At 35.5% G+C, this 24,221-nt stretch carries 25 protein-coding genes; 19 read left to right on the top strand and 6 right to left on the bottom strand.

Annotation, left to right across the window (positions count from 1 at the left end):
• Window positions 1-323: 323 nt before the first annotated feature.
• The 4 genes from YQ22_RS03065 to YQ22_RS03050 all read left to right on the top strand — a co-directional run bounded on the left by YQ22_RS03065 (window position 324) and on the right by YQ22_RS03050 (window position 4,171).
• Window positions 324-977 (top strand): TetR family transcriptional regulator C-terminal domain-containing protein, encoded by a 654-nt coding sequence (locus YQ22_RS03065; protein ID WP_071340034.1) that lies wholly within the window; start codon window positions 324-326, stop codon window positions 975-977.
• Window positions 978-992: 15 nt separating this feature from the next.
• Window positions 993-2,300, top strand: coding sequence for an ABC1 kinase family protein (locus YQ22_RS03060; protein ID WP_071340033.1), 1,308 nt, complete (start codon window positions 993-995; stop codon window positions 2,298-2,300).
• 109 nt (window positions 2,301-2,409) lie between these two features.
• Entirely contained in the window at window positions 2,410-3,420 is a 1,011-nt protein-coding gene (locus YQ22_RS03055) for a 3-oxoacyl-ACP synthase III family protein (RefSeq protein WP_071340032.1), read from the top strand.
• A 391-nt stretch (window positions 3,421-3,811) separates the two neighbouring features.
• Window positions 3,812-4,171: a CoA-binding protein gene (locus YQ22_RS03050; protein WP_071340031.1), complete on the top strand. Its 360-nt coding sequence runs from the start codon at window positions 3,812-3,814 to the stop codon at window positions 4,169-4,171.
• Here the strand turns inward: YQ22_RS03050 and YQ22_RS03045 are convergent.
• Window positions 4,168-5,655, bottom strand: a complete 1,488-nt coding sequence (locus YQ22_RS03045) for a sodium:solute symporter (RefSeq protein ID WP_071340030.1) — start codon at window positions 5,653-5,655, stop codon at window positions 4,168-4,170. The genes YQ22_RS03050 and YQ22_RS03045 overlap by 4 nt on opposite strands.
• A gap of 195 nt (window positions 5,656-5,850) precedes the next feature.
• On the opposite strand from YQ22_RS03045, the gene recR reads away from it, so the two are divergent.
• From recR to YQ22_RS02975, 14 genes are all read left to right on the top strand, one after another.
• Window positions 5,851-6,471 (top strand): recombination mediator RecR, encoded by a 621-nt coding sequence (gene recR, locus YQ22_RS03040; protein ID WP_071340029.1) that lies wholly within the window; start codon window positions 5,851-5,853, stop codon window positions 6,469-6,471.
• A 90-nt stretch (window positions 6,472-6,561) separates the two neighbouring features.
• Window positions 6,562-8,004 carry a 2-oxo acid dehydrogenase subunit E2 gene (locus YQ22_RS03035; RefSeq protein ID WP_071340028.1) on the top strand — a complete coding sequence of 481 codons (1,443 nt, stop codon included), beginning with the start codon at window positions 6,562-6,564 and terminating at the stop codon, window positions 8,002-8,004.
• Window positions 8,005-8,168: 164 nt separating this feature from the next.
• Window positions 8,169-8,945 carry a 3'-5' exonuclease gene (locus YQ22_RS03030; RefSeq protein WP_071340027.1) on the top strand — a complete coding sequence of 259 codons (777 nt, stop codon included), beginning with the start codon at window positions 8,169-8,171 and terminating at the stop codon, window positions 8,943-8,945.
• A gap of 2 nt (window positions 8,946-8,947) precedes the next feature.
• Window positions 8,948-9,862 (top strand): carboxypeptidase-like regulatory domain-containing protein, encoded by a 915-nt coding sequence (locus YQ22_RS03025; RefSeq protein WP_071340026.1) that lies wholly within the window; start codon window positions 8,948-8,950, stop codon window positions 9,860-9,862.
• 6 nt (window positions 9,863-9,868) lie between these two features.
• The gene (locus tag YQ22_RS03020; RefSeq protein ID WP_071340025.1) at window positions 9,869-10,480 is read left to right on the top strand and encodes a fumarylacetoacetate hydrolase family protein; all 612 of its coding nucleotides are present in this window, start codon (window positions 9,869-9,871) and stop codon (window positions 10,478-10,480) included.
• Window positions 10,480-10,818 (top strand): Hpt domain-containing protein, encoded by a 339-nt coding sequence (locus YQ22_RS03015; RefSeq protein ID WP_058105693.1) that lies wholly within the window; start codon window positions 10,480-10,482, stop codon window positions 10,816-10,818. The genes YQ22_RS03020 and YQ22_RS03015 overlap by 1 nt, the downstream gene beginning before the upstream one ends.
• Complete coding sequence (locus tag YQ22_RS03010) at window positions 10,818-12,068, top strand: competence/damage-inducible protein A (protein WP_071340024.1); 1,251 nt, start codon at window positions 10,818-10,820, stop codon at window positions 12,066-12,068. Before YQ22_RS03015 ends, YQ22_RS03010 begins: the two co-directional genes overlap by 1 nt.
• A gap of 69 nt (window positions 12,069-12,137) precedes the next feature.
• Window positions 12,138-12,377, top strand: a complete 240-nt coding sequence (gene rpmB, locus YQ22_RS03005; RefSeq protein ID WP_036155860.1) for a 50S ribosomal protein L28 — start codon at window positions 12,138-12,140, stop codon at window positions 12,375-12,377.
• 21 nt (window positions 12,378-12,398) lie between these two features.
• Window positions 12,399-12,581 (top strand): 50S ribosomal protein L33, encoded by a 183-nt coding sequence (gene rpmG / locus YQ22_RS03000; RefSeq protein ID WP_058105695.1) that lies wholly within the window; start codon window positions 12,399-12,401, stop codon window positions 12,579-12,581.
• A gap of 36 nt (window positions 12,582-12,617) precedes the next feature.
• On the top strand, window positions 12,618-12,770 hold the full coding sequence (locus YQ22_RS02995) for a DUF4295 domain-containing protein (protein WP_071340023.1): 153 nt from the start codon (window positions 12,618-12,620) through the stop codon (window positions 12,768-12,770).
• Between the two features lie 86 nt (window positions 12,771-12,856).
• The gene (gene ftsY, locus YQ22_RS02990) at window positions 12,857-13,813 is read left to right on the top strand and encodes a signal recognition particle-docking protein FtsY (protein ID WP_071340022.1); all 957 of its coding nucleotides are present in this window, start codon (window positions 12,857-12,859) and stop codon (window positions 13,811-13,813) included.
• 59 nt (window positions 13,814-13,872) lie between these two features.
• Entirely contained in the window at window positions 13,873-14,697 is an 825-nt protein-coding gene (locus YQ22_RS02985; protein WP_071340021.1) for a DUF2911 domain-containing protein, read from the top strand.
• Between the two features lie 4 nt (window positions 14,698-14,701).
• Window positions 14,702-16,384, top strand: a complete 1,683-nt coding sequence (locus YQ22_RS02980) for an amidase family protein (protein WP_071340020.1) — start codon at window positions 14,702-14,704, stop codon at window positions 16,382-16,384.
• Between the two features lie 16 nt (window positions 16,385-16,400).
• Window positions 16,401-17,246: a metallophosphoesterase gene (locus YQ22_RS02975; RefSeq protein ID WP_071342484.1), complete on the top strand. Its 846-nt coding sequence runs from the start codon at window positions 16,401-16,403 to the stop codon at window positions 17,244-17,246.
• 12 nt (window positions 17,247-17,258) lie between these two features.
• Here the strand turns inward: YQ22_RS02975 and YQ22_RS02970 are convergent, their stop codons facing one another.
• Window positions 17,259-17,861: a nitroreductase family protein gene (locus YQ22_RS02970; RefSeq protein ID WP_071340019.1), complete on the bottom strand. Its 603-nt coding sequence runs from the start codon at window positions 17,859-17,861 to the stop codon at window positions 17,259-17,261.
• 88 nt (window positions 17,862-17,949) lie between these two features.
• On the bottom strand, window positions 17,950-19,071 hold the full coding sequence (locus YQ22_RS02965) for a serine hydrolase domain-containing protein (protein WP_071340018.1): 1,122 nt from the start codon (window positions 19,069-19,071) through the stop codon (window positions 17,950-17,952).
• A 117-nt stretch (window positions 19,072-19,188) separates the two neighbouring features.
• Here YQ22_RS02965 and rimO point away from each other — a divergent pair, with 117 nt between their 5' ends.
• On the top strand, window positions 19,189-20,490 hold the full coding sequence (gene rimO, locus YQ22_RS02960; protein WP_071340017.1) for a 30S ribosomal protein S12 methylthiotransferase RimO: 1,302 nt from the start codon (window positions 19,189-19,191) through the stop codon (window positions 20,488-20,490).
• Between the two features lie 36 nt (window positions 20,491-20,526).
• Here rimO and YQ22_RS02955 read toward each other — a convergent pair whose 3' ends face one another.
• The 3 genes from YQ22_RS02955 to YQ22_RS02945 form a co-directional block, all read right to left on the bottom strand.
• Window positions 20,527-21,135 (bottom strand): hypothetical protein, encoded by a 609-nt coding sequence (locus YQ22_RS02955; RefSeq protein ID WP_071340016.1) that lies wholly within the window; start codon window positions 21,133-21,135, stop codon window positions 20,527-20,529.
• A 264-nt stretch (window positions 21,136-21,399) separates the two neighbouring features.
• The gene (locus YQ22_RS02950) at window positions 21,400-21,594 is read right to left on the bottom strand and encodes a DUF4177 domain-containing protein (protein ID WP_058105705.1); all 195 of its coding nucleotides are present in this window, start codon (window positions 21,592-21,594) and stop codon (window positions 21,400-21,402) included.
• A 6-nt stretch (window positions 21,595-21,600) separates the two neighbouring features.
• Complete coding sequence (locus YQ22_RS02945; RefSeq protein ID WP_071342483.1) at window positions 21,601-24,054, bottom strand: M14 family metallopeptidase; 2,454 nt, start codon at window positions 24,052-24,054, stop codon at window positions 21,601-21,603.
• Window positions 24,055-24,221: the final 167 nt, after the last annotated feature.

Below are 24,221 nucleotides of genomic sequence, written 5' to 3'. Positions count from 1 at the left end.
CATTGTTAAATGTTTGCTTCACGGGTAAGGACAAAAAAAATACCATAATAGGTAAGAGTGACAAACTGACAGTTGAAGGGTCGTAAAAGTTTAACAAATATTTTTGTTTAATTTTTAAGTAAAAAAGTTAAACATAATGTATATTTGTTCTGTGATTGGGAATAATTGCTATGAAAAAGTTTTTCAAACACAATCACACGTTGATTATTTATTGGTTAGGTTGTTAAGAACGTGTTACTGCTAGGTGGCACGTTCTTATTACAAAAACCAGCATGAACTATTTTCTACTGTTCATTTTTTCTGCCATTTTTAAATAAAAAGATATGTGCGCTAAAGCTAAAAAGGTTACTAAAGAAGTTATAATAGCCAAGTTTATGGATTATGTTTTGGAGCATGAACATTTGCCAAAAACGGTCTATAAGTTCTGTAAGGTCAATGCAATTGAAGAAGCGGATTTTTATTTGTATTTCGGTTCTATTGAGGCTTTGAAGAAGGGAGTTTGGAATTCCTTTTTTGAAAATACAATCAATGTCATAGAAAAAAATGCAGATTATCAATCATATGACAATAGAGATAAAATGCTTACGTTCTTCTACACTTTTTTTGAGGTTTTGACCTTGAATAGAAGTTATGTATTGTACATCATGGAACGTGCAGAGAGTCCTTTGAAAAATCTAGCCCAATTAAAGGATCTTAGAAAAAATGTAAAAGATTACGCCAAACGCCTTATTACGGAAGGAAATGAGCAAAAGACTAGTAAGATAACAAAGCATAATCCACACTTGTTTTCAGAAGGGGCTTGGTTGCAGACCTTATTTTTAATGAATTTTTGGAAGTCGGATGATTCTGCAGCTTTTGAAAAAACTGATGTTGCCGTTGAGAAATCTGTTAATACAATTTTTGATGTTTTCGATAATACACCATTAGAGAATATCCTAGATTTTGGAAAATTTCTTTATAAAGAAAAATTTGCCTAATGTAATCTAAAGGTTATGAAAACACTTGATAAAATACCTACCGGGAAGATAGAAAGAGCAAGTAAACTGGTAAAGACAGGCGCTAAAATAGGTGGTAACTATGCTAAATATTTTGGTAAAAAAATCATCAATCCAGAAACTACCAAAGATGAGTTGAACGAAGACAATGCGGCAGATATCTATGATGGGTTAAAATCTTTAAAAGGTAGTGCCCTAAAGGTAGCTCAAATGCTGAGCATGGAAAAGAATTTATTGCCCAATGCCTATGTTGAGAAGTTTTCATTATCACAATTTTCAGTTCCCCCTTTATCTGCTCCTCTGGTTAGAAAAACCTTTAAAAAATATTTAGGTAAGTTTCCTGAAGAGGTTTTTGACTCTTTTGAAAAAGATTCTATAAATGCAGCAAGTATTGGTCAGGTCCATAAAGCTACAAAAGACGGTAAGACCTTGGCGGTAAAAATTCAATATCCAGGTGTTGCACAAAGTATAAGTAGCGACCTAGCTATCGTTAAGCCTATTGCCATTCGTATGTTTAATTTACAGGGTAAGGATTCGGATAAATATTTTAAGGAAGTTGAACATAAACTTGTAGAAGAAACAGATTATATTTTAGAAGTTGCTCAAAGCAAGGAAATAACTGAAGCTTGCAGGGTAATTTCCAATATAAATTTTCCAAATTACTATACTGATTTATCTAGTGAGCGTATTATCACTATGGATTGGATGAGCGGTAAGCATTTGAGCGAGTTTACCAAGACCAATTTTGAACCAGAGAAAGGTGACAAGTTGGGGCAGGCTCTTTGGGATTTTTATATGTATCAGATCCATGCTTTACGAAAAGTGCATGCAGACCCGCACCCGGGCAATTTTTTGGTCAGTGAAGACAATGAACTTATTGCTATAGACTTCGGATGCATAAAAGAGGTGCCAGATGCTTTTTATGTTCCTTATTTTGAATTGGCTGATCCAAAAAATATTTCCGACGATAAAATATTTACTGAAAAATTGTATCAACTTGAAATTTTGATGCCTACGGATACTCAACAAGAAATAACGTTTTTCAAATCTATATTCCACCAACTCTTAAGTTTGTTTACATCACCCTTTCATAAAAAAGATTTTGATTTTGGTGATGAGGTCTTTTGGGCTAAGATTGCAGATTTGGGCGAGCAGTTTTCATCGGATAAGCAAATAAGAAAGATGAATGGTAATAGAGGGTCCAAACACTTTTTGTATATGAACAGAACTTTTTTTGGTCTGTATAATTTACTTCATGATCTAAAGGCGAATATTAAGGTGGATAACTACAGAAAGTACCTTTGAGTAGGTAACAGTCATAACAAGTGTTGGTTATATTTTTAATGTGATTTCTTAATAGTTGTTTATATTGCAACACTAATTCAACCTGAACGATCAGGATTAAAAAATTACTATGTATAATTCTAAAATAATTGGCTTAGGTCATTATGTACCTGAAAATGTAGTGACAAATGACGATTTGTCTAAGGTGATGGATACAAATGATGCTTGGATCCAAGAAAGAACCGGTATAAAGGAAAGAAGACATGTAGTTAAGGGTGATGGCGATACTACAACTACAATGGGTGTTAAGGCGGCCAAAATAGCTATTGAAAGAGCTGGTATTGATAAGGATGATATAGATTTTATAGTGTTTGCCACTTTAAGTCCTGATTATTATTTTCCTGGACCGGGAGTTTTGGTACAAAGAGATTTAGGAATCAAGACCGTTGGGGCATTAGATGTTCGTAACCAATGCTCTGGGTTTGTATATGCGGTTTCCATAGCAGACCAGTATATAAAAACGGGCATGTACAAAAACGTACTTGTTATAGGTTCAGAGCTGCACTCCCATGGTTTAGATATGACAACGCGGGGTAGAAGTGTTTCCGTAATTTTTGGAGATGGAGCAGGAGCGGCTGTACTTACAAGAGAAGAAGATACTACAAAAGGTATATTATCTACACATTTGCATTCAGAAGGTCAACATGCGGAAGAACTTTCATTGATCGCTCCGGGTATGGGTAATAGATGGGTAACCGATATTATGGAAGATAGCGATCCTAATGATGAATCTTACTTTCCCTACATGAACGGGCAGTTTGTATTTAAAAACGCAGTGGTTCGTTTCAGTGAGGTTATAGTGGAAGGTTTAGAGAAGAATAAATTAAATGCTACCGATATTGATTTGTTGGTACCGCACCAGGCAAATTTGAGAATATCTCAGTTTATTCAAAAGAAATTTCAGTTAACAGATGATCAAGTGTTCAATAACATCATGAAATACGGTAACACCACAGCGGCATCAATTCCAATTGCCCTTACAGAGGCATGGGAAGCTGGTAAGATAAAAAGTGGTGATCTTGTTGTCTTGGCTGCATTCGGCAGTGGATTTACCTGGGGTAGTGTAATCATAAGATGGTAAAAAATAAAGCACCCATGGTTTTGCCATGGGTGCTATATAGTTTTACTCAATAAGAAAAAACCAACCAATCTTCTATATTAAATATCACTATACATAATAATAGACGTATATAATGTCTAATTGTTACGAACGGTCATGTACTATATTATCACGTTGCGATAAAAATAAATTCTTTTGAGATAAGGTATAAAAGAAGAAACCCGGACATTCCAAAATGAATTGGAAGCCGGGCTTCAAATGCTGATAGGCTATACTAAACACTAACCATTAACTATAAACATATAGCGTTACCAACAAAATCTTTGTACTCGTAAGAGTATTTAACTCTACTAATAGACGAAATATTGCCTAATTAGTTACTTATTAAGTGCATTTTTAACATTTTTTTATTATGAAAAAGACCCTAGTTTTCGGAGCCTCCTTAAAACCAAATCGATATAGCAATTTAGCAATACATAGACTGGTAGATTCGGGGGTGGAAACCTTTGCCTTTGGTTTAAGGGAAGGTAAGGTTTCAGGAGTCAATATCAGTAATAAGTTAGACAAAATTAATGATATTCATACAATAACCCTATATATAAACCCAAAAAGACAAGAAGAATATTATAATAGCATTGTATCGTTAGCGCCTAAACGGGTTATTTTTAATCCTGGTACAGAAAACACAGAGTTTTATAACATATTGAGAAATAATAATATAGAACCTGAAGTTGCCTGTACTTTAGTACTGTTAAGTACCGGGCAATATTAGGCGATGTCACCTATATCCGGAGATGTATTTTTCTTACGAATAAACCATAATCCTACAAAGGTAAGTAGTCCATTTAACGGCAAAAGTTCGTAGCCAAATACGTATCCGCTTAAATATGATGCCGGTAACTTGGCCAAAAGTAAAATAATAGAGACACAAACAAGTGCCACGATCCATACATATTTGTCTTTCACTTGGTGCTTTGTGAAAATTCCAAAAGAAAACAAGCCTAGCAGAGGTCCATAGGTATATGATGCTACAGTTAGTAAGCCATCAATAACATTTCTATCTAAAATATATTTAAAGGAAATTACCACGATGATTAGAAGTATGCTCATGCCAATATGGGTAATTCTACGTGTTTTTTTAGCTACCGATTCCGGTTTTTTTTCGGTATTAAGAAAATCTACACAAAAAGAAGTGGTCAAAGAGGTAAGTGCGCTATCTGCACTACTATATGCAGCTGCAATTAAACCGAGCATAAAGGTTACGGCTACTGTTATGCCAAGACCACTGTTCAGTGCAATCTCGGGGAACAATAGGTCGGACTTTGGTGCGCCATCCATAAGTGGTAAGGCTATTTTATGAGCATCGGCATAGATGAATAATAAAGCACCCAAAAGCATAAATACAAAAGTGACGACTACAAGCACAACACTGAAACTTACCATGTTTTTTTGTGCTTCCCCCAAATTTCTACAAGTAAGGTTCTTTTGCATCATATCTTGATCAAGTCCTGTCATACATATCGTAATGAACATACCACCAAGAAAAGATTTAACTAAATGATTTTTAGATGAAAGGTCATCGGTAAAGAAAGTTTTGCTGTATTGCCCTAATTCTTGAGAATTTAAAAACTCAAGAAAGGTCCAGTCCATTTTATCAAGAATAAAATATATGGAGAGTCCCACAGAAATCAACATGAATAGGGTTTGTAAGGTATCTGTCCAGACAATTGTTTTAATTCCCCCTTTAAAAGTATAGATCCAGATGAGTAGAATAGATAAAATTACGGTAATCTCAAAAGGAACGTTCCATGCATCAAAAACAAATTGTTGTAAAACTATAGCAACCAAAAATAGTCGGAAAGCCGCACCAAGTACTCTAGAAATAAAGAAAGAAATGGCGCCAACCTTATAGCTCACAAAACCAAATCTATTATCTAGATATTCGTAAATGGAAGTTACATTCTGTTTATAATAAATTGGTAGTAATATAAATGCGGTAACCAGATAGCCTAAAAAGTACCCGAGTACAACCTGCATATAACTAAACTGAGAAGCATCTACCCAACCTGGAACAGAAATAAAGGTAACCCCAGATAATGACGCTCCTACCATACCAAAAGCAACCAAGTACCATGGAGATTGTTTACCGGCTTTAAAAAAATCTTCGTTAGAATCGTTTTTGCCGGTAAAATAAGATATGACCAGCAGTAAAACGAAATAACTGGAAATGAGCAATAGAATATGAGAGGCATTCATAAATTGAAATTTGCCGGCAAATTACGAAAAGTTAAATGACCATTTATATGGTGTGATAAACTGTAAAAGAAGTGGGTCTTTGTAGACTTGAAATGGTGCCCATAGGTAGCGATGATACGGTTTTATGTTAAATTTTAAGAAAACTATACGATACCCTTAATAAGTTTAATCGTAAATTTATACCCATATTTAACTATGGAATTCTCTTCTAAATTATTGGAAAATGCGGTTTATGAAGTCTCGCAGTTACCAGGTATAGGTAAGCGTACAGCTTTACGGCTGGTGCTTCATCTTTTAAAGCAACCAGAACAGCGTACAAGCAATTTGGCTACCTCATTATTGGATTTAAGATGTAAAATTCAATTTTGTGAAAATTGCCATAATATTTCTGATACGGTGTTGTGTGAAATTTGTGCCAACCCGAAAAGAGATGACGCGTTGGTGTGTGTGGTAGAGGATATTAGGGATGTAATGGCTATAGAAAATACCGGTCAATTTAGAGGCAAGTACCATGTTCTAGGAGGTAAGATTTCGCCAATGGAAGGTATTGGGCCACAAAATTTGAAAATAGGGACCCTGGTAGACAAAGTGAAGAATGGCGTAATAAAGGAGTTGATTTTTGCGTTGAGTTCTACAATGGAGGGCGATACCACCAATTTTTATATTTTTAGACAAATTGAAGGTTTTGAAATAAAAACCTCTACAATAGCAAGAGGTATAGCCGTTGGTGATGAGTTGGAATATGCAGATGAGGTTACCTTAGGGAGAAGTATTTTGAACAGAGTGCCCTTTGAAGGGTCGCTTCGGCAAGATTAACTCTTGATTTTTAGTTAAGTATCAATAAAAAGGTATTTATTTTATTATTTTTGTAAAAATTACAAACAAAACAAGCTTTAAATTATCGATATGTCAAAATTTGAATTGAAACTACCACGAATGGGAGAGAGTGTTGCAGAAGCAACATTGACATCATGGTTGAAGGAGGTAGGTGATACGATTGAAATGGACGAGCCCATTTTCGAAATTGCCACGGATAAAGTGGATAGTGAAGTGCCTAGTGAGGTAGATGGTGTTTTAATTGAAAAATGTTTCAATGTTGATGATGTTGTTGAAGTTGGGCAAACGGTAGCAATAATACAGGTAGGTGGCGATGTTGAAATAGCAGAACCTGAGCAAAAGGATAAAGAAGTTGAAACGGAAGAGCCTGTGTTACAAGAAATGGTATCTGCAGCAGAATCTGCCGTTATGCATGCCAGGGCCCAAACATCTGTAGCGCAATTGAACGGAACTTCAGATCGCTTTTATTCTCCATTGGTAAAGAATATAGCAAGACAAGAAGGTATTTCTTTTGATGAGTTGGAGACGATTGCAGGAACCGGAAAGGACGGCAGGGTAACCAAGGACGATATTTTAAACTACGTTAAAAAGGGAGAAAGTAAGCCTGTAGAAAGAATTTCTACACCAGAAAGGGCAGCTGTTCAAGAAAGGGTTGCGGTATCACAAAAAGTGGCAGCACCAGAAAAGGTATCTACACCGGTAGAAGAAAAAGTAACGGCGCCACCAGTTCCGGAGAAGGTAGCCCCCGCTACAGCATCTACGCAAGCCCCAACTTCTGAAAAACCTAAAACACAGGTTTCTCGAGGAGATGAGGTTGTACCAATGTCAAGAATGGGGAAATTGATTGCCAAACATATGGCTGAAAGTGTTTCCACATCTGCACATGTTCAAAGTTTTATAGAGGTAGATGTAACTAATATTGTTACTTGGAGAAATAAAATAAAGGACGCATTCTTTAAAAGGGAAGGCGAGAAGTTTACCTATACACCTATTTTTATGGAAGCTGTGGCCAAGGCTTTGAAGAAATATCCTATGATGAATATTTCTGTTGATGGCGATAGCGTAATAAAAAAGAAAAATATTAATATAGGTATGGCCGCTGCTTTACCGGATGGCAATTTGATCGTACCTGTAATTAAAAATGCAGATCAATTAAATTTATTAGGTATAGCTAAAGTTGTAAATGATTTGGCAGACCGATCTAGAAACAATGCCTTAAAACCAGACGAGGTGCAAGGTGGTACCTATACGGTTACCAATGTTGGTACGTTTGGTAGTGTTTTTGGAACTCCCATTATTAATCAGCCACAAGTAGGTATATTGGCATTGGGTGCTATAAGAAAAATTCCTTCGGTAATAGAAACGGCGGAAGGAGATGTAATAGCGGTGCGTAGTAAAATGTACTTATCCCATAGTTATGACCATAGAGTGGTCAATGGGGCTTTAGGTAGTATGTTCGCCAAGGCGGTAGCAGATTATCTTGAAAATTGGGATTTGAATAGAGAAGTATAGAAATAATTAATTACTAGTTAATAACACCTTGCTATATGGTATAGCAAGGTGTTTTTTGTTATAATGCTGATTGTTTAGGTGTTATGTCTATAAATTAAATTAATCAATACTAAATTTATGTGCCTAAAAAACGAAAAGGTATCTTTGTTAAAAGTAGAACTTGTATGGAATTAAAGCTTACCAGACCAATTTGTTTCTTTGATTTGGAAACAACAGGGGTAAATGTAGCAAAAGATCGTATTGTTGAGATTGCAATATTAAAAGTATACCCTAACGGAAATAAGGAGAGTAAAACTTGGCTTGTAAATCCTGAGATGACAATACCTGAAGAGGTAATTGCCGTTCATGGAATAACAAATGAGAAGGTTGCCAATGAGCCAACCTTTAAAGAACTATCTAAGGAAATTTATAAAATGATCAAGGATAGTGATTTGGGAGGTTTTAATTCGGATAGGTTTGATATTCCCTTGTTAGCGGAAGAATTGTTGCGGGCAGATATTGATTTTGATATGAAAAACACGGTATCTGTAGATGTGCAGACCATTTTTCATAAAATGGAAAAGCGTACTTTGGAAGCTGCATATAAATTCTATTGTGACAAAGAACTTACCGATGCGCATAGTGCGGCAGCCGATACCAATGCCACTTACGAAGTTTTGCTTTCCCAATTGGACAGGTATCCGGATTTGGAAAATAATGTCAAAAAGCTATCGGAATTTTCTAGAAGAAAACAATCGGTTGATTTCGCAGGTTTTATTGCATTGGATGAAGATGGCGAAGAGGTATTTGCTTTTGGTAAACACAAAGGGAAAAAAGTACATGCGGTATTGGAAAATGAACCTGGTTATTTTGGATGGATGTTAAATGCCGATTTTCCATTGTACACCAAAAAAATACTTACTCAGATTAAATTGAGCAAATTAAACAACAAGTTGAGTTGATCATGCGTACTCTATTAATAATTTTTTTATTGATTTTTGGTACTGTTCATGCTCAAGAGGTTTTGGTTGAAGGGCATGTTTTAGATGAGAAGACAAAAACACCCGTACCTTATGCCAATGTTAGTTTTTTAAAAACACTTAAAGGAACTTCAAGTGATGAAGACGGCTACTTTTATATAGACGTACCGGAATCTTACTTGGAGCGTGAGGTGCATATTTCGGCACTTGGTTTTAAGGACACCATAATACTGGCTAAAATTATTTCTCAAAAAAAGAAGATTCATCTGAAGGAAGAAACTTTTGAGCTTGAGGAAGTGGTTGTGTCGCAAAGCTTGGGAGATTCTCAGGTATTGAACCCGGTGAGTTCATATAGTATAAAAAGTGGATTTTCATCGGCAGAGACTCCTTGGGTATTGGCATTGTATTTTCCAAATATAGGAGCTTCTAAAAAATTTATTGAGAAAATAACCATTCACGTACAGCAGAATAGTAAATTCAAAAGAGCATCATCTAAATTTAGGCTTAGGGTGTATGATGTGGATAAGAAAACGCAGAAACCAAACCATGATTTAATACGTAAAAGTATAATTCTGGAGAGTTCTAAAACTGAGGATTTTGTATCTATAGATTTATCTAGTATGAACATCAAAATGCCAGATGAGGGTGTTTATATTGGGTTAGAATGGTTGTTCTTGCCTTATAATTGGTATACAAATACCTATAAACATGCTATCACCAACAAAAAAGTTGTTGAAGATAGATTTGCACCTACCTTTGCTGCAGTATATCAGAAAAACCAAAATTTTAAGACCATGGTTTATGGTATGGGAGAGTGGAGTGATTTTGCAATTAAGGCACCAGGTAATAATGAGAATTTAATACCTGCGGTAAGTTTAAAATTGTCGAAGAAAAGATAGATTGAAATGAAGATTATTTGTATCGGTAGAAATTATACGGCCCATATCAATGAGTTGGAAAATGAAAGACCAGAAGAGCCTGTTGTTTTCATAAAGCCAGATTCATCGGTGTTGCCAAAACAACAAGATTTTTATATTCCGGAATTTTCAAATGATGTACATTATGAAGTTGAGGTTTTGGTGAAGATCAAGAAAGTAGGAAAACATATTAGTAAAGAATTTGCACCCACCTATTACGATGAAATTGGTTTAGGTATAGATTTTACGGCAAGAGATTTACAATCTAAACTAAAGGAAAAAGGCTTGCCATGGGAGAAAGCCAAAGGTTTTGATGGTGCAGCGGTAATAGGGGAGTGGTTACCAAAAACCGATTTTGAAAATATCAACGACTTAAATTTTACGTTGGTAAAGAACAATGAGGTGGTGCAAAAAGGCAATACCAGTTTAATGCTTTGGAAGATTGATGAGATTATAGCTTACGTGTCAACATTCTTTATGTTGAAAAAAGGAGATATTATTTTTACAGGAACTCCGGCCGGTGTTGGCAAAATAAGTCCAAATGACTATCTTTCGGGGAGTTTGGAAGATAAAGAACTTTTTACCTTAAAAATTAAATAATGATTTATAACCTTGATAAGATTAATGAGATGGCAGAAGGAGATCAGGATTTTATAAATTCTGTTATTTCTGTTTTTTTGGAAGAAGTGCCCGAAGATTTAGAGGCTTTAGAGAATGCCTTGCAAGCTAAAGACCATGATCAAGTATATAAATTGGCCCATAAAATTAAACCTAACGTAGATTTGTTGGGTATGGAGCAAACACGTGCCATAGCCTTAGAAATTGAGACCCTTGGTAAACAAGAGGCGAATATGGCTGAGATCGAGACAAAATTTCCATTGCTTAAGACAGATATTAATCAAGTAGTGGCAGAACTAAAAAATGACTTTCAGTTATAATGCTTGCTGAAATTATTACCATTGGCGATGAGATTCTCATTGGTCAAGTTGTAGATACCAATTCCGCTTTCATAGGAAAAGAACTCAATAAAATTGGTATTTCGGTTTATCAGATAACATCTATACAAGATGAACGGGTTCATATGTTGAATGCTTTTAAAGAAGCATCTGAGCGCGTTGATGTTGTAATTATTACCGGTGGTCTGGGACCCACCAAAGATGACATTACTAAACACACTTTGTGTGAGTTTTTTAATGATGAACTTGTAGAGAATGCGCAGGTTCTAGCTCATGTAGAGGAGCTTTTTGCAAAATACATCAGCAATACCCCCATTTCCGATATTAATAGAATGCAAGCTTTAGTGCCTAGTAAGGCAGAGGTATTGCATAATGCAAATGGCACAGCTCCAGGAATGTTGATCAGACAGGGGAATGTTACATTTATATCTATGCCAGGTGTACCGTTTGAGATGAAGCATTTGATGACCAAGTCGGTAATTCCTAAATTGACAGCATATTACAAAAGACCTTACATTATTCATAGAACAGTGGTTACCTATGGTATGGGAGAAAGTGCTATTGCTAAAAAAATAGAAGCTTGGGAAGATGCATTGCCCAAGAATATAAAATTGGCATATCTTCCAAATTTGGGCAAGGTTAGGTTAAGGCTATCCGGTAAAGGTGTAAATTATAGTGAACTGGCAACTGCTATGGATGCAGAGATAGGCAAACTTTATCCTTTAATAAAAGATATTGTCTTTGGTTTGGAAGATGATCAAAGTATAGAAGAGTTGGTAGCTAAAATGTTGACCGATAAAAGTTTAAGCTTATCTACTGCCGAAAGTTTTACAGGAGGAAAAATCGCAGAGAAAATAATTTCAATACCTGGGGCGTCCAAGTATTTTAAGGGGAGCGTGGTCAGTTATGCTACCGAGACTAAAATTAATGTGCTAAAAGTACCGGTCAAATTAGTAGAAGACTATTCTGTGGTAAGTGCAGAGGTTGCCGTTGCCATGGCAAAAGGTGCCAAAAAATTGATGAAAACTGATTTTGCAATTGCAACAACAGGCAATGCAGGACCTACAAAAGGAGACTCAAAAGCAGATGTTGGAACAGTATTTATTGCAATTGATGGTCCTACGTCACAAATTGTGCAAAAATTTCAAATGGGAAGTACAAGAGAACGGGTTGTGGAAAAGTCTGTAAATAAGGCATTTGAGCTGCTTCAAAAAGAAATTTTAAAAATGTGAACTTTATTGTTGTTGGAACGATAAAAAAGATATAAATTTGCACCCTGTTTAAAAGAAAAAGTCAGCACGATGTCAAAAGTTTGTGAAATTACGGGAAAGAAGGCGATGTTTGGAAACAATGTTTCGTTTTCAATTAATAAGACGAGAAGAAGATTTGATGTAAATCTATCTAAGAAGCGTTTTTACATTCCAGAAGAAGACCGTTGGATTACACTTAAAGTTTCTACAAGAGCTTTAAAGAGTATCAATAAGAAAGGAATATCTGCTGTTTTAAAAGAAGCAAAAGCAAAAGGATTCGTAATTAAGTAATCTGGAAAATAGAGCGTTAAGATGGCAAAGAAAGGCAATAGAATACAAGTTATATTAGAGTGCACTGAGCACAAAGAATCTGGTCAACCAGGTACTTCAAGATATATTACTACAAAGAACAAGAAAAATACTCCTGAGAGATTGGAAATTAAAAAATTCAATCCTATTCTTAAGAGAATGACAGTTCATAAAGAAATTAAATAGATTTTCATTTTAGGAAATCACAAAAAATTATAAGTCATGGCTAAGAAGACCGTAGCAAGTTTACAGACAAGTTCTAAAAGATTGACAAAGGCTATAAAAATGGTTAAGTCACCAAAATCAGGTGCTTACGTTTTTGTTGAGCAAGTAATGCCACCAGAATTGGTAGATGCTTGGATCGCCAAGAAATAAGAATTATAACTTTTAGTAGTTATTGAGCCCCTTTCCTACGAAAGGGGCTTTTTAATTTTTATATTTGAATAACCATATGATGAACAATGAGCTTATTTAAAAAAATATTTTCTTCCCAGAAAAAAGAAACCTTGGATAAAGGTTTGGAAAAAACGAAAACCAGCTTTTTTTCTAAATTAGGTAAAGCGGTTGCCGGTAAGTCAAAAGTAGATGATGATGTATTGGATAATCTTGAAGAAGTATTGGTGTCTTCAGATGTAGGGGTAGACACAACTTTAAAGATTATTGAAAGAATTGAAGCTAGGGTAGCACGTGATAAATATGTGGGTACAGACGAGCTGAATTCAATTTTAAGAAGTGAGATTGCAGCACTTTTGTCCGAAACCAATGACGGTGACATTTCTGATATACAAATTCCCAAAGATAAAAAGCCATATGTAATTATGGTGGTAGGTGTCAATGGGGTTGGTAAAACAACCACCATTGGTAAATTAGCGCATAGATTTAAAAACCAAGGATTAAAAGTTGTATTAGGTGCGGCAGATACGTTTAGGGCAGCAGCTATTGATCAATTGCAAGTTTGGGCAGATCGTGTAGATGTTCCTATAGTAAAACAACAAATGGGCAGTGACCCTGCATCCGTAGCTTTTGATACACTTAGTTCTGCAGTTACTCAAGATGCAGATGTAGTTATTATCGATACCGCTGGGCGTTTACATAACAAGGTAAATTTAATGAACGAGTTGACCAAGGTAAAACGCGTTATGCAAAAAGTTGTAGAAGATACACCGCATGAAGTCTTGTTGGTCCTTGATGGTTCTACAGGTCAAAATGCATTTGAACAGGCTAAGCAGTTTACGAAGGCCACAGAAGTAACGGCATTGGCCATTACTAAATTAGATGGTACTGCAAAAGGTGGGGTGGTCATCGGAATTTCTGATCAATTTAAGATTCCTGTAAAATATATTGGAGTGGGTGAAGGTATTGAAGATTTACAGGCATTTAATAAGTACGAATTTGTAGATTCATTCTTTAAGATTTAAAATTGAGATACGGCTGGTTCATTTTTCCTCTTTTATTATGTTATCTGAGCTGGGGGCAAATGAACCACCCAAAAGCTAGTCCCTTCGCCAGGATTGAGCAAGAAGTAGGGCTCTCAAAAATTACCGTAGAGTATTCGCGGCCATCTGCCAAGGGTCGTACATTATTTGGTAATCAACCTAATGGAGCACCAGGCTTAGTGCCTTATGGGCGTATTTGGCGGGTAGGGGCAAATGAGTCAACCAAAATTACGTTTAGTACCAACGTAATAATCGGTGATAATTCTTTGGAAAAGGGTACTTATGCCCTTTATGCATTTCCAAATGAGAACAAATGGGAAATCGTATTCCATAAAAATCTATCGCATTGGGGAGATGGTAGAAAGAATTACGACCCCAATGAAGATGTACTACGTATTGCTTTAGTGCCAACCGAAGTGAAAGATTTTCAAGAAAGTTTTCTGATTTCATTCGATGGTATCAATCACAACGGAACATTGATGAATTGGAATTGGGGAACAACACAAATATCTATACCCATTCATTTTGATACCAAGGCTATCATGAAAGTGCAAATAGCGGATAAACTTTCAAATGCTCCTAGTGCTCAAACGTATTATGAAATTGCTAGATATTATCAGGAGCAAAATATACATACTAATGAGGCAAAAGAGTATGTTGAAAGGGCTATTGAATTAGGTGGCGATACTTATTATTTTCATAGAGTACGCTCATTAATATTGGCTGATCTAAAAATGTTTGATGAAGCAATCACTGCAGCAAAAATTTCTATGAAATTGGCGGAGAAGGAGGGGAAAGATGAATTTGTTCGCCTCAATCAAGATAATATTGCATATTGGAAAGCGCTTAGCATAATTAAAAAATAAGAATATGAAAAAACTCCTTTTGTTAATGGTTATCATTTTTTTAGGTGCCTGTAAAACTGAACAGGATACAAAAGAAAGGCATGAAATTGTTCTTTGGACTCCCTATGACGATTCATTAGAAGTAGCTGGTAATGCCGATCATGGTAATACTCGTATGCGGTACAAATTGATTCAATCTAAAGTGCTTGATAAAAATGAATTGTTCAGACCGCTATATAAAGAGGTTTCTAACCTGACGGAAGAAGAATACAAACTACTGCTACCTATGATTTTGGAGCAAGATATTTTTGTAATTCGAAATCATATCAAAGAAGGGAGATTAACTTATGAGAACTTGGTCCTGTTTTATTTATACCGTATTTATAAATATGAATTGGATAATACCACAACGTTGAATACCGTAATTGCTCTTAATGAAGATGTGGTTCAGCAGGCTCGCGAGTTGGACGAGCAAAATGAAAAGGGAGTTGCCACCCAAATACAACATCCAATCTATGGCATGCCCATATTGTTAAAGGATAATATTAATACCGTAGGAATGAAAACGACGGCCGGTTCAATTGCTCTTATGGACAATAAAACGGAAGATTCATTTATAGTACGGCAACTTAAAAAGAATGGTGCTTTAATTTTGGGTAAGGTAAATTTAAGCGAATGGGCTTATTTTTTATGTTCAGGTTGCCCAGTAGGGTATAGCGCATATGGTGGTCAAACTTTGAACCCCTATGGTCGTAGAATATTTGAAACAGGCGGTTCCAGTTCTGGTAGTGGAACTGCAGTTGCGGCAAACTATGCAGTTGCGGCCGTTGGTACAGAGACATCAGGGTCTATATTGTCACCTAGTAGTCAAAATTCTGTTGTGGGCTTAAAACCAACCATAGGTTTATTAAGTAGGTCAGGAATAGTTCCTATATCCAGTACTTTGGACACTCCCGGTCCTATGACCAAAAATGTAAAGGACAATGCTATTTTATTTTCGGCTATGTTGGGTTTTGATGAGGTGGATAGCGCATCTGTGGAAGATAACTATCCGGGCATTTTATCCGCGGGTCTCAATCCTGAACCTCTAAATGAAATTAGGTTAGGAGCCATTAAAGAGCTAATGGAATCTGATAGTATCTATAGAAAAACTATAGATAAATTAAAAAATGAAGGTGCTACAATTATAGAAATTGTACCTCCGGAAGTAAGTATGGACGGATTCTTAAGTATACTAAATATTGACATGCGAAATGATTTACCCTCTTATTTAAGGAATTATACGGATCCTAACTTAGTGAAGATAAAATCTATTGAAGATGCAGTAGCATTCAATAATAATGATTCTTTAGTAAGAATCCCTTATGGTCAAGCACTATTTAATGGCATAGTTTCAGATACCACAACTAGCTCAGAATTAGAGGAAATAAAACTGAATTTAGAAAAAAATGGACGAACGTTTTTTAATTCAGCTATGGATAAGAATAGGTTAGATGCAATACTTTCTATTAATAATTATCATGCAGGTTATGCCGCTGTTGCAAAATATCCGGCGCTTACAGTGCCTATGGGTTATAAAGCATCTGGAGAACCAATTAGTCTAACTTTTATAGGCAAACAATTCACTGAAGCCAAATTGCTTAGAATTGGTAAAGCATATGAAGAAAAATTTCCTGTCAGGATCATGCCTAAAGACTACAGAAATTAAAATTGTTCTAGGTGTCATGAAAAGAAGGGGATTTATAAAGAACACTTTTCGATGGGGAGCGGGATTAGGGTTGTTGGTCGGTTTATATAGTTGGCAAATAGAGCCTTTTTGGCTGAAATATGTTCATTTAAAAATGCCATTAAAAAACTTACCTGATGCCCTTGTAGGTAAAACACTGATGCAGATTAGTGATATACATATCGGTAATTCGTTCGATTATCAATATATCGTAGATTCGTTTCAGGAAGCACAAAAATTGAATCCTGATTTTGTAGTCTATACTGGAGATTATGTAACCTATGAAAATAATGAACAGATCGATCAGTTGAATGAGGTGCTACAATATGTGGTAAAGGGTACTTTAGGTACTATAGGTATTCTAGGTAATCATGATTATGGTATCGACTTTGTCGAAGAGCCTGTGGCAAAGACCATCACTGAAAGTTTAAGGGCAGTAGGCGTCACCATGTTGAGAAATGATGCTATTGAAATAGACGGACTCAATTTTTTGGGAATGGATGATTTTTGGGGAAGTAATTTCTATCCCTTGAAAGCTACCGCTAAATATAGACCTGAAATGGCGAATATCACTTTATGTCACAATCCTGATGTATGCGATTTACCTGTTTGGAACAATTTTAAGGGGTGGATATTATCTGGTCATACCCACGGTGGGCAAGTAAAACCACCATTTTTACCCGCTCCATTACTTCCTGTAAAAAATAAAAATTACGATGCAGGTATTAAAAAATTGGGAGAAGGAAAAACGCTTTATATAAACAGTGCCATAGGATGTCTTCGCCAAGTACGCTTAAATGTAAGACCAGAGATTACGGTTTTTGAGCTTACAAAAGAAGTTTAAGGTATTCTGTAGTTAATCAATGGATTGTATTACAGTCTCGGAAGGTAATCTAAATTTACCTATTAAATTGGGTTGTGTGCTATCTTCCTTATGCCTGTAGCCGATTGCAACCGAAAATAAAACTTTATGATCTTTGAGTTTTAGAATTTCCTTGTATTTTTCAGGTTCAATACCTTCCATGGGTGTAGAGTCTATTTCCATAGCTGCACAGGCTGCCAAAAAGAAACCTAATGTTATGTATACTTGATGGGTAAGCCAATTAATGGTTTTTTCATGCGGTTGTGGTTTTACAAATTGTTTATAGAACCTCACAGAACCTTCATTTAGATTTTCTTCAACTCTTCTTTCAAATTCTAGCAAGTTGTCCATAACGCTAAATACAACTAAATGACTAGCATCCTTAATTTTGGAAGCATTAAAATAAGATGCTTCGGCTAAATCATCTTTTATTTGTTCATTCGATACAAAAGAAAATAACCATGGTTGACTATTGATAGAGGAAGGACTCAACTTTAGGATATGTTTTAAATCCTCAATTTTTTCTTTGGGAATAGTTTTGGTCGCATCAAACTTTTTAGTCGTATATCTTTGCTCCGCTATGCTTCTAAAATCCATCTTGTAATTTTATACAAAAATAAGCATACTTATCTGCTATGTCTATATTAGATGACAAGTTGTGGCTAAAAGAGTAAAAATTATAGTATTACTCAATTACTGCATTTATCAATTCCCATAATTCGTTGTCAAAACTAGAAGGTCCTAAAAGTTCTTCATTGCTAGCTCCGCCCATACGTACTATAACCATATCTAAGCTTGGTACCATATATAACTTTTGATCGTTTAAGCCAAGTCCTGCGATAAGGTCGTCTGGAGCATTAGGTATTAAGCTACCTGTAAATTCATCTTCTGAACTTGGTAGTCTAAAGCTGCTTTTACCGTTTAACCAATAGAGGTAGCCGTAAGCAAGGTTATGGTTTTGAGACGAATTGGTCATGGCATTAAAATATTCTTGATCGGAAAGAATAGAGGTGCCATCCCAATTACCTTGGTTAAGGTTTAAAATTCCGAAGCGGGCCATACTTCTTGCAGTACTGAAAAATACGTTGTTATATCCTATTTTTAGGAACAAACCTTGCATACCAATAGGTTCTTTGATTTTTTCGGAGAAATATGTATTGAAATCTCTTTCTGTAGCGTTAGCAATTACATCATCTAACAAAGTATACGGTCCGTTATGGTAGTACCAAAATGTATTTGGGTCATTTAAAAAGTTTAAGCATTCTGGGTCAGTACAGAAAATATCTTCAACCGTATAATCTAGACCGGTTGTCATTGTCAATTGGTTCTTAATAGTAATATTCTGTTCTTGATTTAAGGGCATATTTGTCCATCCCTCACCTAAATAGGTAGATGTGGGTTCCAGTATATTTAAGAAACCTTCTTCTTGGGCAATACCGGTTAACATTGCGGTTAAATTTTTTCCAGCGGAATTCCATGCATGATTGTCGTCAGATTTAAAATCACCAAAGTATTTTTCTATGACAATTCTTCCGTCTTTTATGATAATGAAAGCATCTGTATTGTTATTTTCTAAAAAGAAGTATAAGTTACTGACTTCATTTTCATTCCATCCTAATGTTTCCATAGAAAGGGTTTCCCACTCGTTGGTTCTGGAAATAGGTGGAAAATATGTTTCGGTAGGTACTGGTGTTACAGCAGGTGGCGTTCCACTTTTTCCTGTTTCAGTTGATGGTTCAGAATCACTTGAACATGAAACAAAAACAGATAGTAGGGCAATTAGGCTGAAATATTGGGAGAATTTCATTTTAAATTTAAGTTTTGGGCGTTAATAAACCGTAATCAACTAAAGATTACAAGTAAATTTGTCCATATCTAACGTTTTTAAATACCCAAATCGTATTTTTGCACCCCAATTAAAATTATGAGGACAAAATCTCTTAAGAAGAACAAAATCAACGTAGTAACGCTAGGTTGTTCAAAAAATGTTTATGATTCTGAAGTACTCATGGGCCAATTAAAGGCTAACGACAAAGAAGTTGTGCATGAAGAAGAAGGGAACATCGTAGTAATTAACACATGCGGCTTTATTGCTAATGCCAAAGAAGAGAGTGTTAATACCATTTTAGAATATGTTCAAAAGAAAGAAGAAGGTGCGGTTGATAAAGTTTTTGTAACCGGTTGCTTAAGTGAACGCTATAAGCCAGATTTGCAAAAAGAGATACCAAATGTAGATGAGTATTTTGGCACTAGTGAATTGCCGGGGTTATTAAAAGCGCTAGGAGCAGATTATAAGCATGAGTTAATAGGTGAGCGTTTGACCACTACACCAAAAAACTATGCTTATTTGAAAATAGCCGAAGGTTGTGATAGACCTTGTTCATTTTGCGCTATTCCATTAATGCGTGGTAAACATAAAAGTACACCAATTGAAGAATTGGTGACAGAAGCTGAAAAACTTGCCGGCAAAGGGGTAAAAGAACTTATTTTGATAGCTCAAGATTTAACTTACTACGGTCTTGACCTTTATAAGAAAAGAAATCTTGCCGAATTATTAGAGGCATTAGTGAAAGTTGAAGGTATTGAATGGATACGTTTGCATTATGCATTTCCGGCAGGTTTTCCCATGGATGTACTTGATGTAATGAATAGAGAACCAAAAGTTTGTAACTATTTGGATATCCCATTACAACATATATCGGATAGTATTTTAAAAAGTATGCGTCGTGGTACTACAGAGGCTAAAACGACCAAGTTGATAAAAGAGTTTAGGGCAGCGGTACCTGAAATGACCATTAGGACCACCTTAATCGTAGGGTATCCGGGGGAGACCGAAGAAGATTTTGAAATTCTTAAAAACTGGGTAATTGCCATGCGTTTTGAGCGTTTGGGATGTTTTACATATAGCCATGAAGAAAATACACATGCCTATAGTTTGGTTGATGATGTGCCTGAAGAAGTAAAGCAAGAACGTGCAAATATCATCATGGAAATACAATCTCAAATTTCTTGGGAATTGAATCAACATAAAGTAGGTGAAACATTTAGATGCATAATTGATCGTAAAGAAGGAAATTACTTTATCGGAAGAACTGAGTTTGATTCACCGGATGTGGATAATGAAGTGTTGATCGATGCTACTAAACATTATGTGAAACAGGGAGAATTTGTAAATGTGAAAATTACAGAGGCCGCAGATTTTGATTTATATGGAGAGCCTGTTTAAAAAAAAATCCCAATTCTAGTTGGGATTTTTTTTTACCTAAAAAGTGATGTTTACAAATGGGATTATTGGGCTAGAATAAACACTTTCGTCATCATCATATAACACATTAAATTTGGCACCAATAGAGATTTTATTATTAATGTTGTAGCCTGCGCCAAAAAATAATGCGGATTCCCAAAAATCATCTTTAATTTCACCAGTAGGTGTTTCTTGTTTTGTATTCACTTTTAATTGGGCAAACTCCAACAAGCTCATTAATTTTTTAGATAGATTGTATTGTCCAATAACGTTAGCACCAAAGGTTGTAGTTTTTTGAACATTTTTAATGGAATTATAACTTCCTTGAACTCCCGCGCCTAAACTAAAATTATCGCTTACATTATATATTAAGTTAGGTGACAAGCTAATATTGGTGCCTCCTAAAAAATTGAGTCCAAAGCCACATCCAAATTTTAGGCGTGGATCAACAGTGACCAAACTATCAACTGTTTGTAGTTGCTCTGTTGTTGTGCTATCTAAGGAAACAGGAGTGTTCATTGTAGCTGAACTATCTATTACCGAGATATTGGTTACTTGTGAAGATACTTGTGCGTAAATAGCAAAAAAGACCAATGACAAGGCATTGGTTAAGATAGATTTTTTCATTTTTAAATTTTGGTTAGGTGTTATATAGAGTTTAAATATAGATCATTTTATATGAAATTCATTTAGCCAAAATTAGCTTAAAAATAAAAATCATGTTGGTAACTATAATTTCGATATTTGGTGTTTAATCATCTGATTATGAGATGCGAATTTGTTGGAAGATTTGCCAAATTCCTTTACCAAATAAAATATCCCTTAAACGAGATAAACTGTTTAAGGGATATTGGTAATTACCAATTGATTAAGAACATTGGTTAATCAAAATTATTTTTCAAAATACAGGTAGATATACATAGCTGCACCAAAATTAGATGCATCTGTAGAAACCAAACGCCAACCATCTTTTGCGTAGCTATCTAATTTTTCTTGAATTTCTTTGTTGGAATTATCTACAATATGGTATTTGTCAAACGTAAGTTTCGAATAATAAATAAGTGTTTCAACTTTGTATTGTTTCATAATATTTTATTTAACCATGAATAGGGCGTTTGCAAAAAACAGCTTACCATTTTCCCAGAAGCCTCTAAAAAGTGGATTGTCTACCATATAAATAACTTGACCACGCCCCATTTCTTCTGTACCGAAGATTAAAGTTTCCGCAATTTTTTTCTTTGCTTCGCTACCGGCAAAACCGGACACAGGTTCGTTATTACCTTCGCTCAAATACACTGCGCTGCCATTTTCTAGGTAATTGTAAGAACGGGCACCTAATTTGAGGGTAAAATAAGTGTCATCGTAACCATAAGCTAACGGATTTGTGTTATCTACCGTGGCCTTGAAAATTGCTCCGGTAATAGCAGATTTTATTTGTTCTCTTTCAGAAATTTCAAATGATCCTATTGTAGTGGATGAGTCTTTTTCAATCTCTTTTACAGATAATTTAAAATCTTTGTCAGATGAGGTAATTCCATCAATTGCACCGCCCATGGCAATTAATTTTCCACCACGTTTTATCCAGTCCTTTATTTTTTCCTTGTTATAGGAGTTTAGAAAACTATTATACCCACGTCCGTCAGGTAAAATTAAAATATCATAATTGCTTAGGTCAATACGGTCAAAATAATCATGTCCCAATACAGAAATAGGGTAATTAAGTTGTTGTTCAAAAAAGTTCCAAATTTCACCAAAACGCAAAGTAGACGTTGGCTCACCAGAAAGAACGGCGATATTTAATTTCTGAATTACATCTACATAACCAGAGCCGAAATCTTTTCCGCTTTCAACAAAACCTGTATTTGTAGAAATGACATTCTTAGAATTGTTTTCTGAAGCTGAAATAAGGATATCATTGAAATTCTTAAGGTGCTTATTGTCACTTTTAGTAATAATCAATGTGCCTCGTTCATGTGAAATACCATCTAATGTAAATGGCTTATGGGCAAAACGTACTCGAACTTTGTTACGCAGTAATTCTGCTAGAAACTGAGCATCTTTCATACTGTTCCAATCAGCTAAGTAAGCATAACTGTCCGGTTTTAAAACACCGTATTCAGTACCACTATGAAGAGGTGCGGATTTAGCTACACTGGTTTCTGAAGCTATCGCGTCTAAACCATAGGCATAGGGTAAAGACCATGCGGTGATATCATAGGTAACCGAGTCGCTTAACTTTGCGGTGGGCTCGAACAGTACTTTTACCAAGGTGCTTTTTGGTTGGTTTGTAGAAACGACCAAACTTTTATTAGTACTTTTTATTGAGCCAGATTTACCGGTGGCATAGTTGTACCCTTTAAAGGTACTATTGGTACCTGCTTGAAATTCAATTTCATGTTTACTCAATAAATCTGCTAAAGCCTCTATTTTATCCGGGTTACCGTTCATCACATAAGTGTTGTATTTAAAATTTTTGTCACGGTAAAATTTCTTGAACTCATCATTCAATTTAGTAACATTTTTTGAGGCCACTTCAACGGTAGATAAGCCGGTGGTATGATGATGTGCAATTCTATCTTTTAAGGTAAGCGTATCTCCAATACTCGTGATAATGCCAAGTCCGGCACGTCCACTTCCACCTTGTTCGTAAGTCATACCAATTCCACCATTATATGTCGGGTAAGTATCGCCATAGCTTGGGTATAAAAGATCAAAGACTTCTTTAGTAAAATAGAACCATCCATTAGCATCAAAATATTTTGCATGATTCTTTCCAATGGTTTCTTGAAATTCTCTTTGAAAATCTGTAATAACTTCATGAAAAGGTTCAGCTGCAGGAGCAAAGTAATAGGGGTTGTCAACACCTTGCTCATGAAAATCAACATGAACATGGGGTAGCCATTGGTTAAATTGTTTTAGGCGCTGCTGACTCTCAACTTGTGTCAACCATGCCCAGTCTCTATTAAGGTCAAACATATAATGGTTGCTTCTACCGCTCCACCAATTTTCATGATGCTCCTTGCTTTGAGGGTCAACTTGATTTGGCGAGTTTTTAAATTGATTGTACCAGTTTACGTAACGATCTCGTCCATCTGGATTAATACATGGATCAATTAATACAACTATATTTTCCAAATATGCTTTCTTACTTGTGAAAAGGTCGTAAATGGTTTGCATAGATGCTTCTGTACTAACACTTTCATTGCCATGTACATTGTAGCTCAACCAAACAATAGCTTTGTCCGGAGAACCTTCTCCATGTATACCTTTCATATGCTCTTCCCTAATTTGATCTAGGTTTTGCATGTTTTCTTCAGTAGAAATGGTTGCCAATAACAAAGGTCTTCGTTCATTGGTTTTTCCATATTCAATAAGTTTCATGCGCTTAGGTTCGGCCTTTGCCAAATATTGATAGTAATCTACTACTTCATGGTGTCTTGTAAATTGAGTACCAAGTTCGTAGCCTAAAAACTCTGAGGGTGATTTTAATTGAGCTAGCCCTAAAAACGGAATAAATAGTAATGCAATGCGTAAAGTTAGTTTCATATAGGTTTGTTTGTGTTCTGAGTCAGCCAAATCTATTAAAATAAATGCAAATTGTACCTCATCTAATCTGTAATTCACCGAGTAAACAGGTATTTAACAGTACCGGTAATTAACTTATATTTAGGAAATGTAAAACGAAAGGGTTTTATATTTACCAAGATTTTAAT

This window comes from Maribacter sp. 1_2014MBL_MicDiv (genome assembly GCF_001865655.1).
GTDB lineage: Bacteria > Bacteroidota > Bacteroidia > Flavobacteriales > Flavobacteriaceae > Maribacter > Maribacter dokdonensis.
This window is presented reverse-complemented; position numbering and strand designations above follow the sequence as displayed.

Coding starts and splice junctions, on each gene's coding strand:
- YQ22_RS03065 (WP_071340034.1), top strand. CDS start 324: ATGTGCGCTAAAGCTAAAAAGGTTACTAAAGAAGTTATAATAGCCAAG.
- YQ22_RS03060 (WP_071340033.1), top strand. CDS start 993: ATGAAAACACTTGATAAAATACCTACCGGGAAGATAGAAAGAGCAAGT.
- YQ22_RS03055 (WP_071340032.1), top strand. CDS start 2,410: ATGTATAATTCTAAAATAATTGGCTTAGGTCATTATGTACCTGAAAAT.
- YQ22_RS03050 (WP_071340031.1), top strand. CDS start 3,812: ATGAAAAAGACCCTAGTTTTCGGAGCCTCCTTAAAACCAAATCGATAT.
- YQ22_RS03045 (WP_071340030.1), bottom strand. CDS start 5,655: ATGAATGCCTCTCATATTCTATTGCTCATTTCCAGTTATTTCGTTTTA.
- recR (WP_071340029.1), top strand. CDS start 5,851: ATGGAATTCTCTTCTAAATTATTGGAAAATGCGGTTTATGAAGTCTCG.
- YQ22_RS03035 (WP_071340028.1), top strand. CDS start 6,562: ATGTCAAAATTTGAATTGAAACTACCACGAATGGGAGAGAGTGTTGCA.
- YQ22_RS03030 (WP_071340027.1), top strand. CDS start 8,169: ATGGAATTAAAGCTTACCAGACCAATTTGTTTCTTTGATTTGGAAACA.
- YQ22_RS03025 (WP_071340026.1), top strand. CDS start 8,948: ATGCGTACTCTATTAATAATTTTTTTATTGATTTTTGGTACTGTTCAT.
- YQ22_RS03020 (WP_071340025.1), top strand. CDS start 9,869: ATGAAGATTATTTGTATCGGTAGAAATTATACGGCCCATATCAATGAG.
- YQ22_RS03015 (WP_058105693.1), top strand. CDS start 10,480: ATGATTTATAACCTTGATAAGATTAATGAGATGGCAGAAGGAGATCAG.
- YQ22_RS03010 (WP_071340024.1), top strand. CDS start 10,818: ATGCTTGCTGAAATTATTACCATTGGCGATGAGATTCTCATTGGTCAA.
- rpmB (WP_036155860.1), top strand. CDS start 12,138: ATGTCAAAAGTTTGTGAAATTACGGGAAAGAAGGCGATGTTTGGAAAC.
- rpmG (WP_058105695.1), top strand. CDS start 12,399: ATGGCAAAGAAAGGCAATAGAATACAAGTTATATTAGAGTGCACTGAG.
- YQ22_RS02995 (WP_071340023.1), top strand. CDS start 12,618: ATGGCTAAGAAGACCGTAGCAAGTTTACAGACAAGTTCTAAAAGATTG.
- ftsY (WP_071340022.1), top strand. CDS start 12,857: ATGAGCTTATTTAAAAAAATATTTTCTTCCCAGAAAAAAGAAACCTTG.
- YQ22_RS02985 (WP_071340021.1), top strand. CDS start 13,873: ATGAACCACCCAAAAGCTAGTCCCTTCGCCAGGATTGAGCAAGAAGTA.
- YQ22_RS02980 (WP_071340020.1), top strand. CDS start 14,702: ATGAAAAAACTCCTTTTGTTAATGGTTATCATTTTTTTAGGTGCCTGT.
- YQ22_RS02975 (WP_071342484.1), top strand. CDS start 16,401: ATGAAAAGAAGGGGATTTATAAAGAACACTTTTCGATGGGGAGCGGGA.
- YQ22_RS02970 (WP_071340019.1), bottom strand. CDS start 17,861: ATGGATTTTAGAAGCATAGCGGAGCAAAGATATACGACTAAAAAGTTT.
- YQ22_RS02965 (WP_071340018.1), bottom strand. CDS start 19,071: ATGAAATTCTCCCAATATTTCAGCCTAATTGCCCTACTATCTGTTTTT.
- rimO (WP_071340017.1), top strand. CDS start 19,189: ATGAGGACAAAATCTCTTAAGAAGAACAAAATCAACGTAGTAACGCTA.
- YQ22_RS02955 (WP_071340016.1), bottom strand. CDS start 21,135: ATGAAAAAATCTATCTTAACCAATGCCTTGTCATTGGTCTTTTTTGCT.
- YQ22_RS02950 (WP_058105705.1), bottom strand. CDS start 21,594: ATGAAACAATACAAAGTTGAAACACTTATTTATTATTCGAAACTTACG.
- YQ22_RS02945 (WP_071342483.1), bottom strand. CDS start 24,054: ATGAAACTAACTTTACGCATTGCATTACTATTTATTCCGTTTTTAGGG.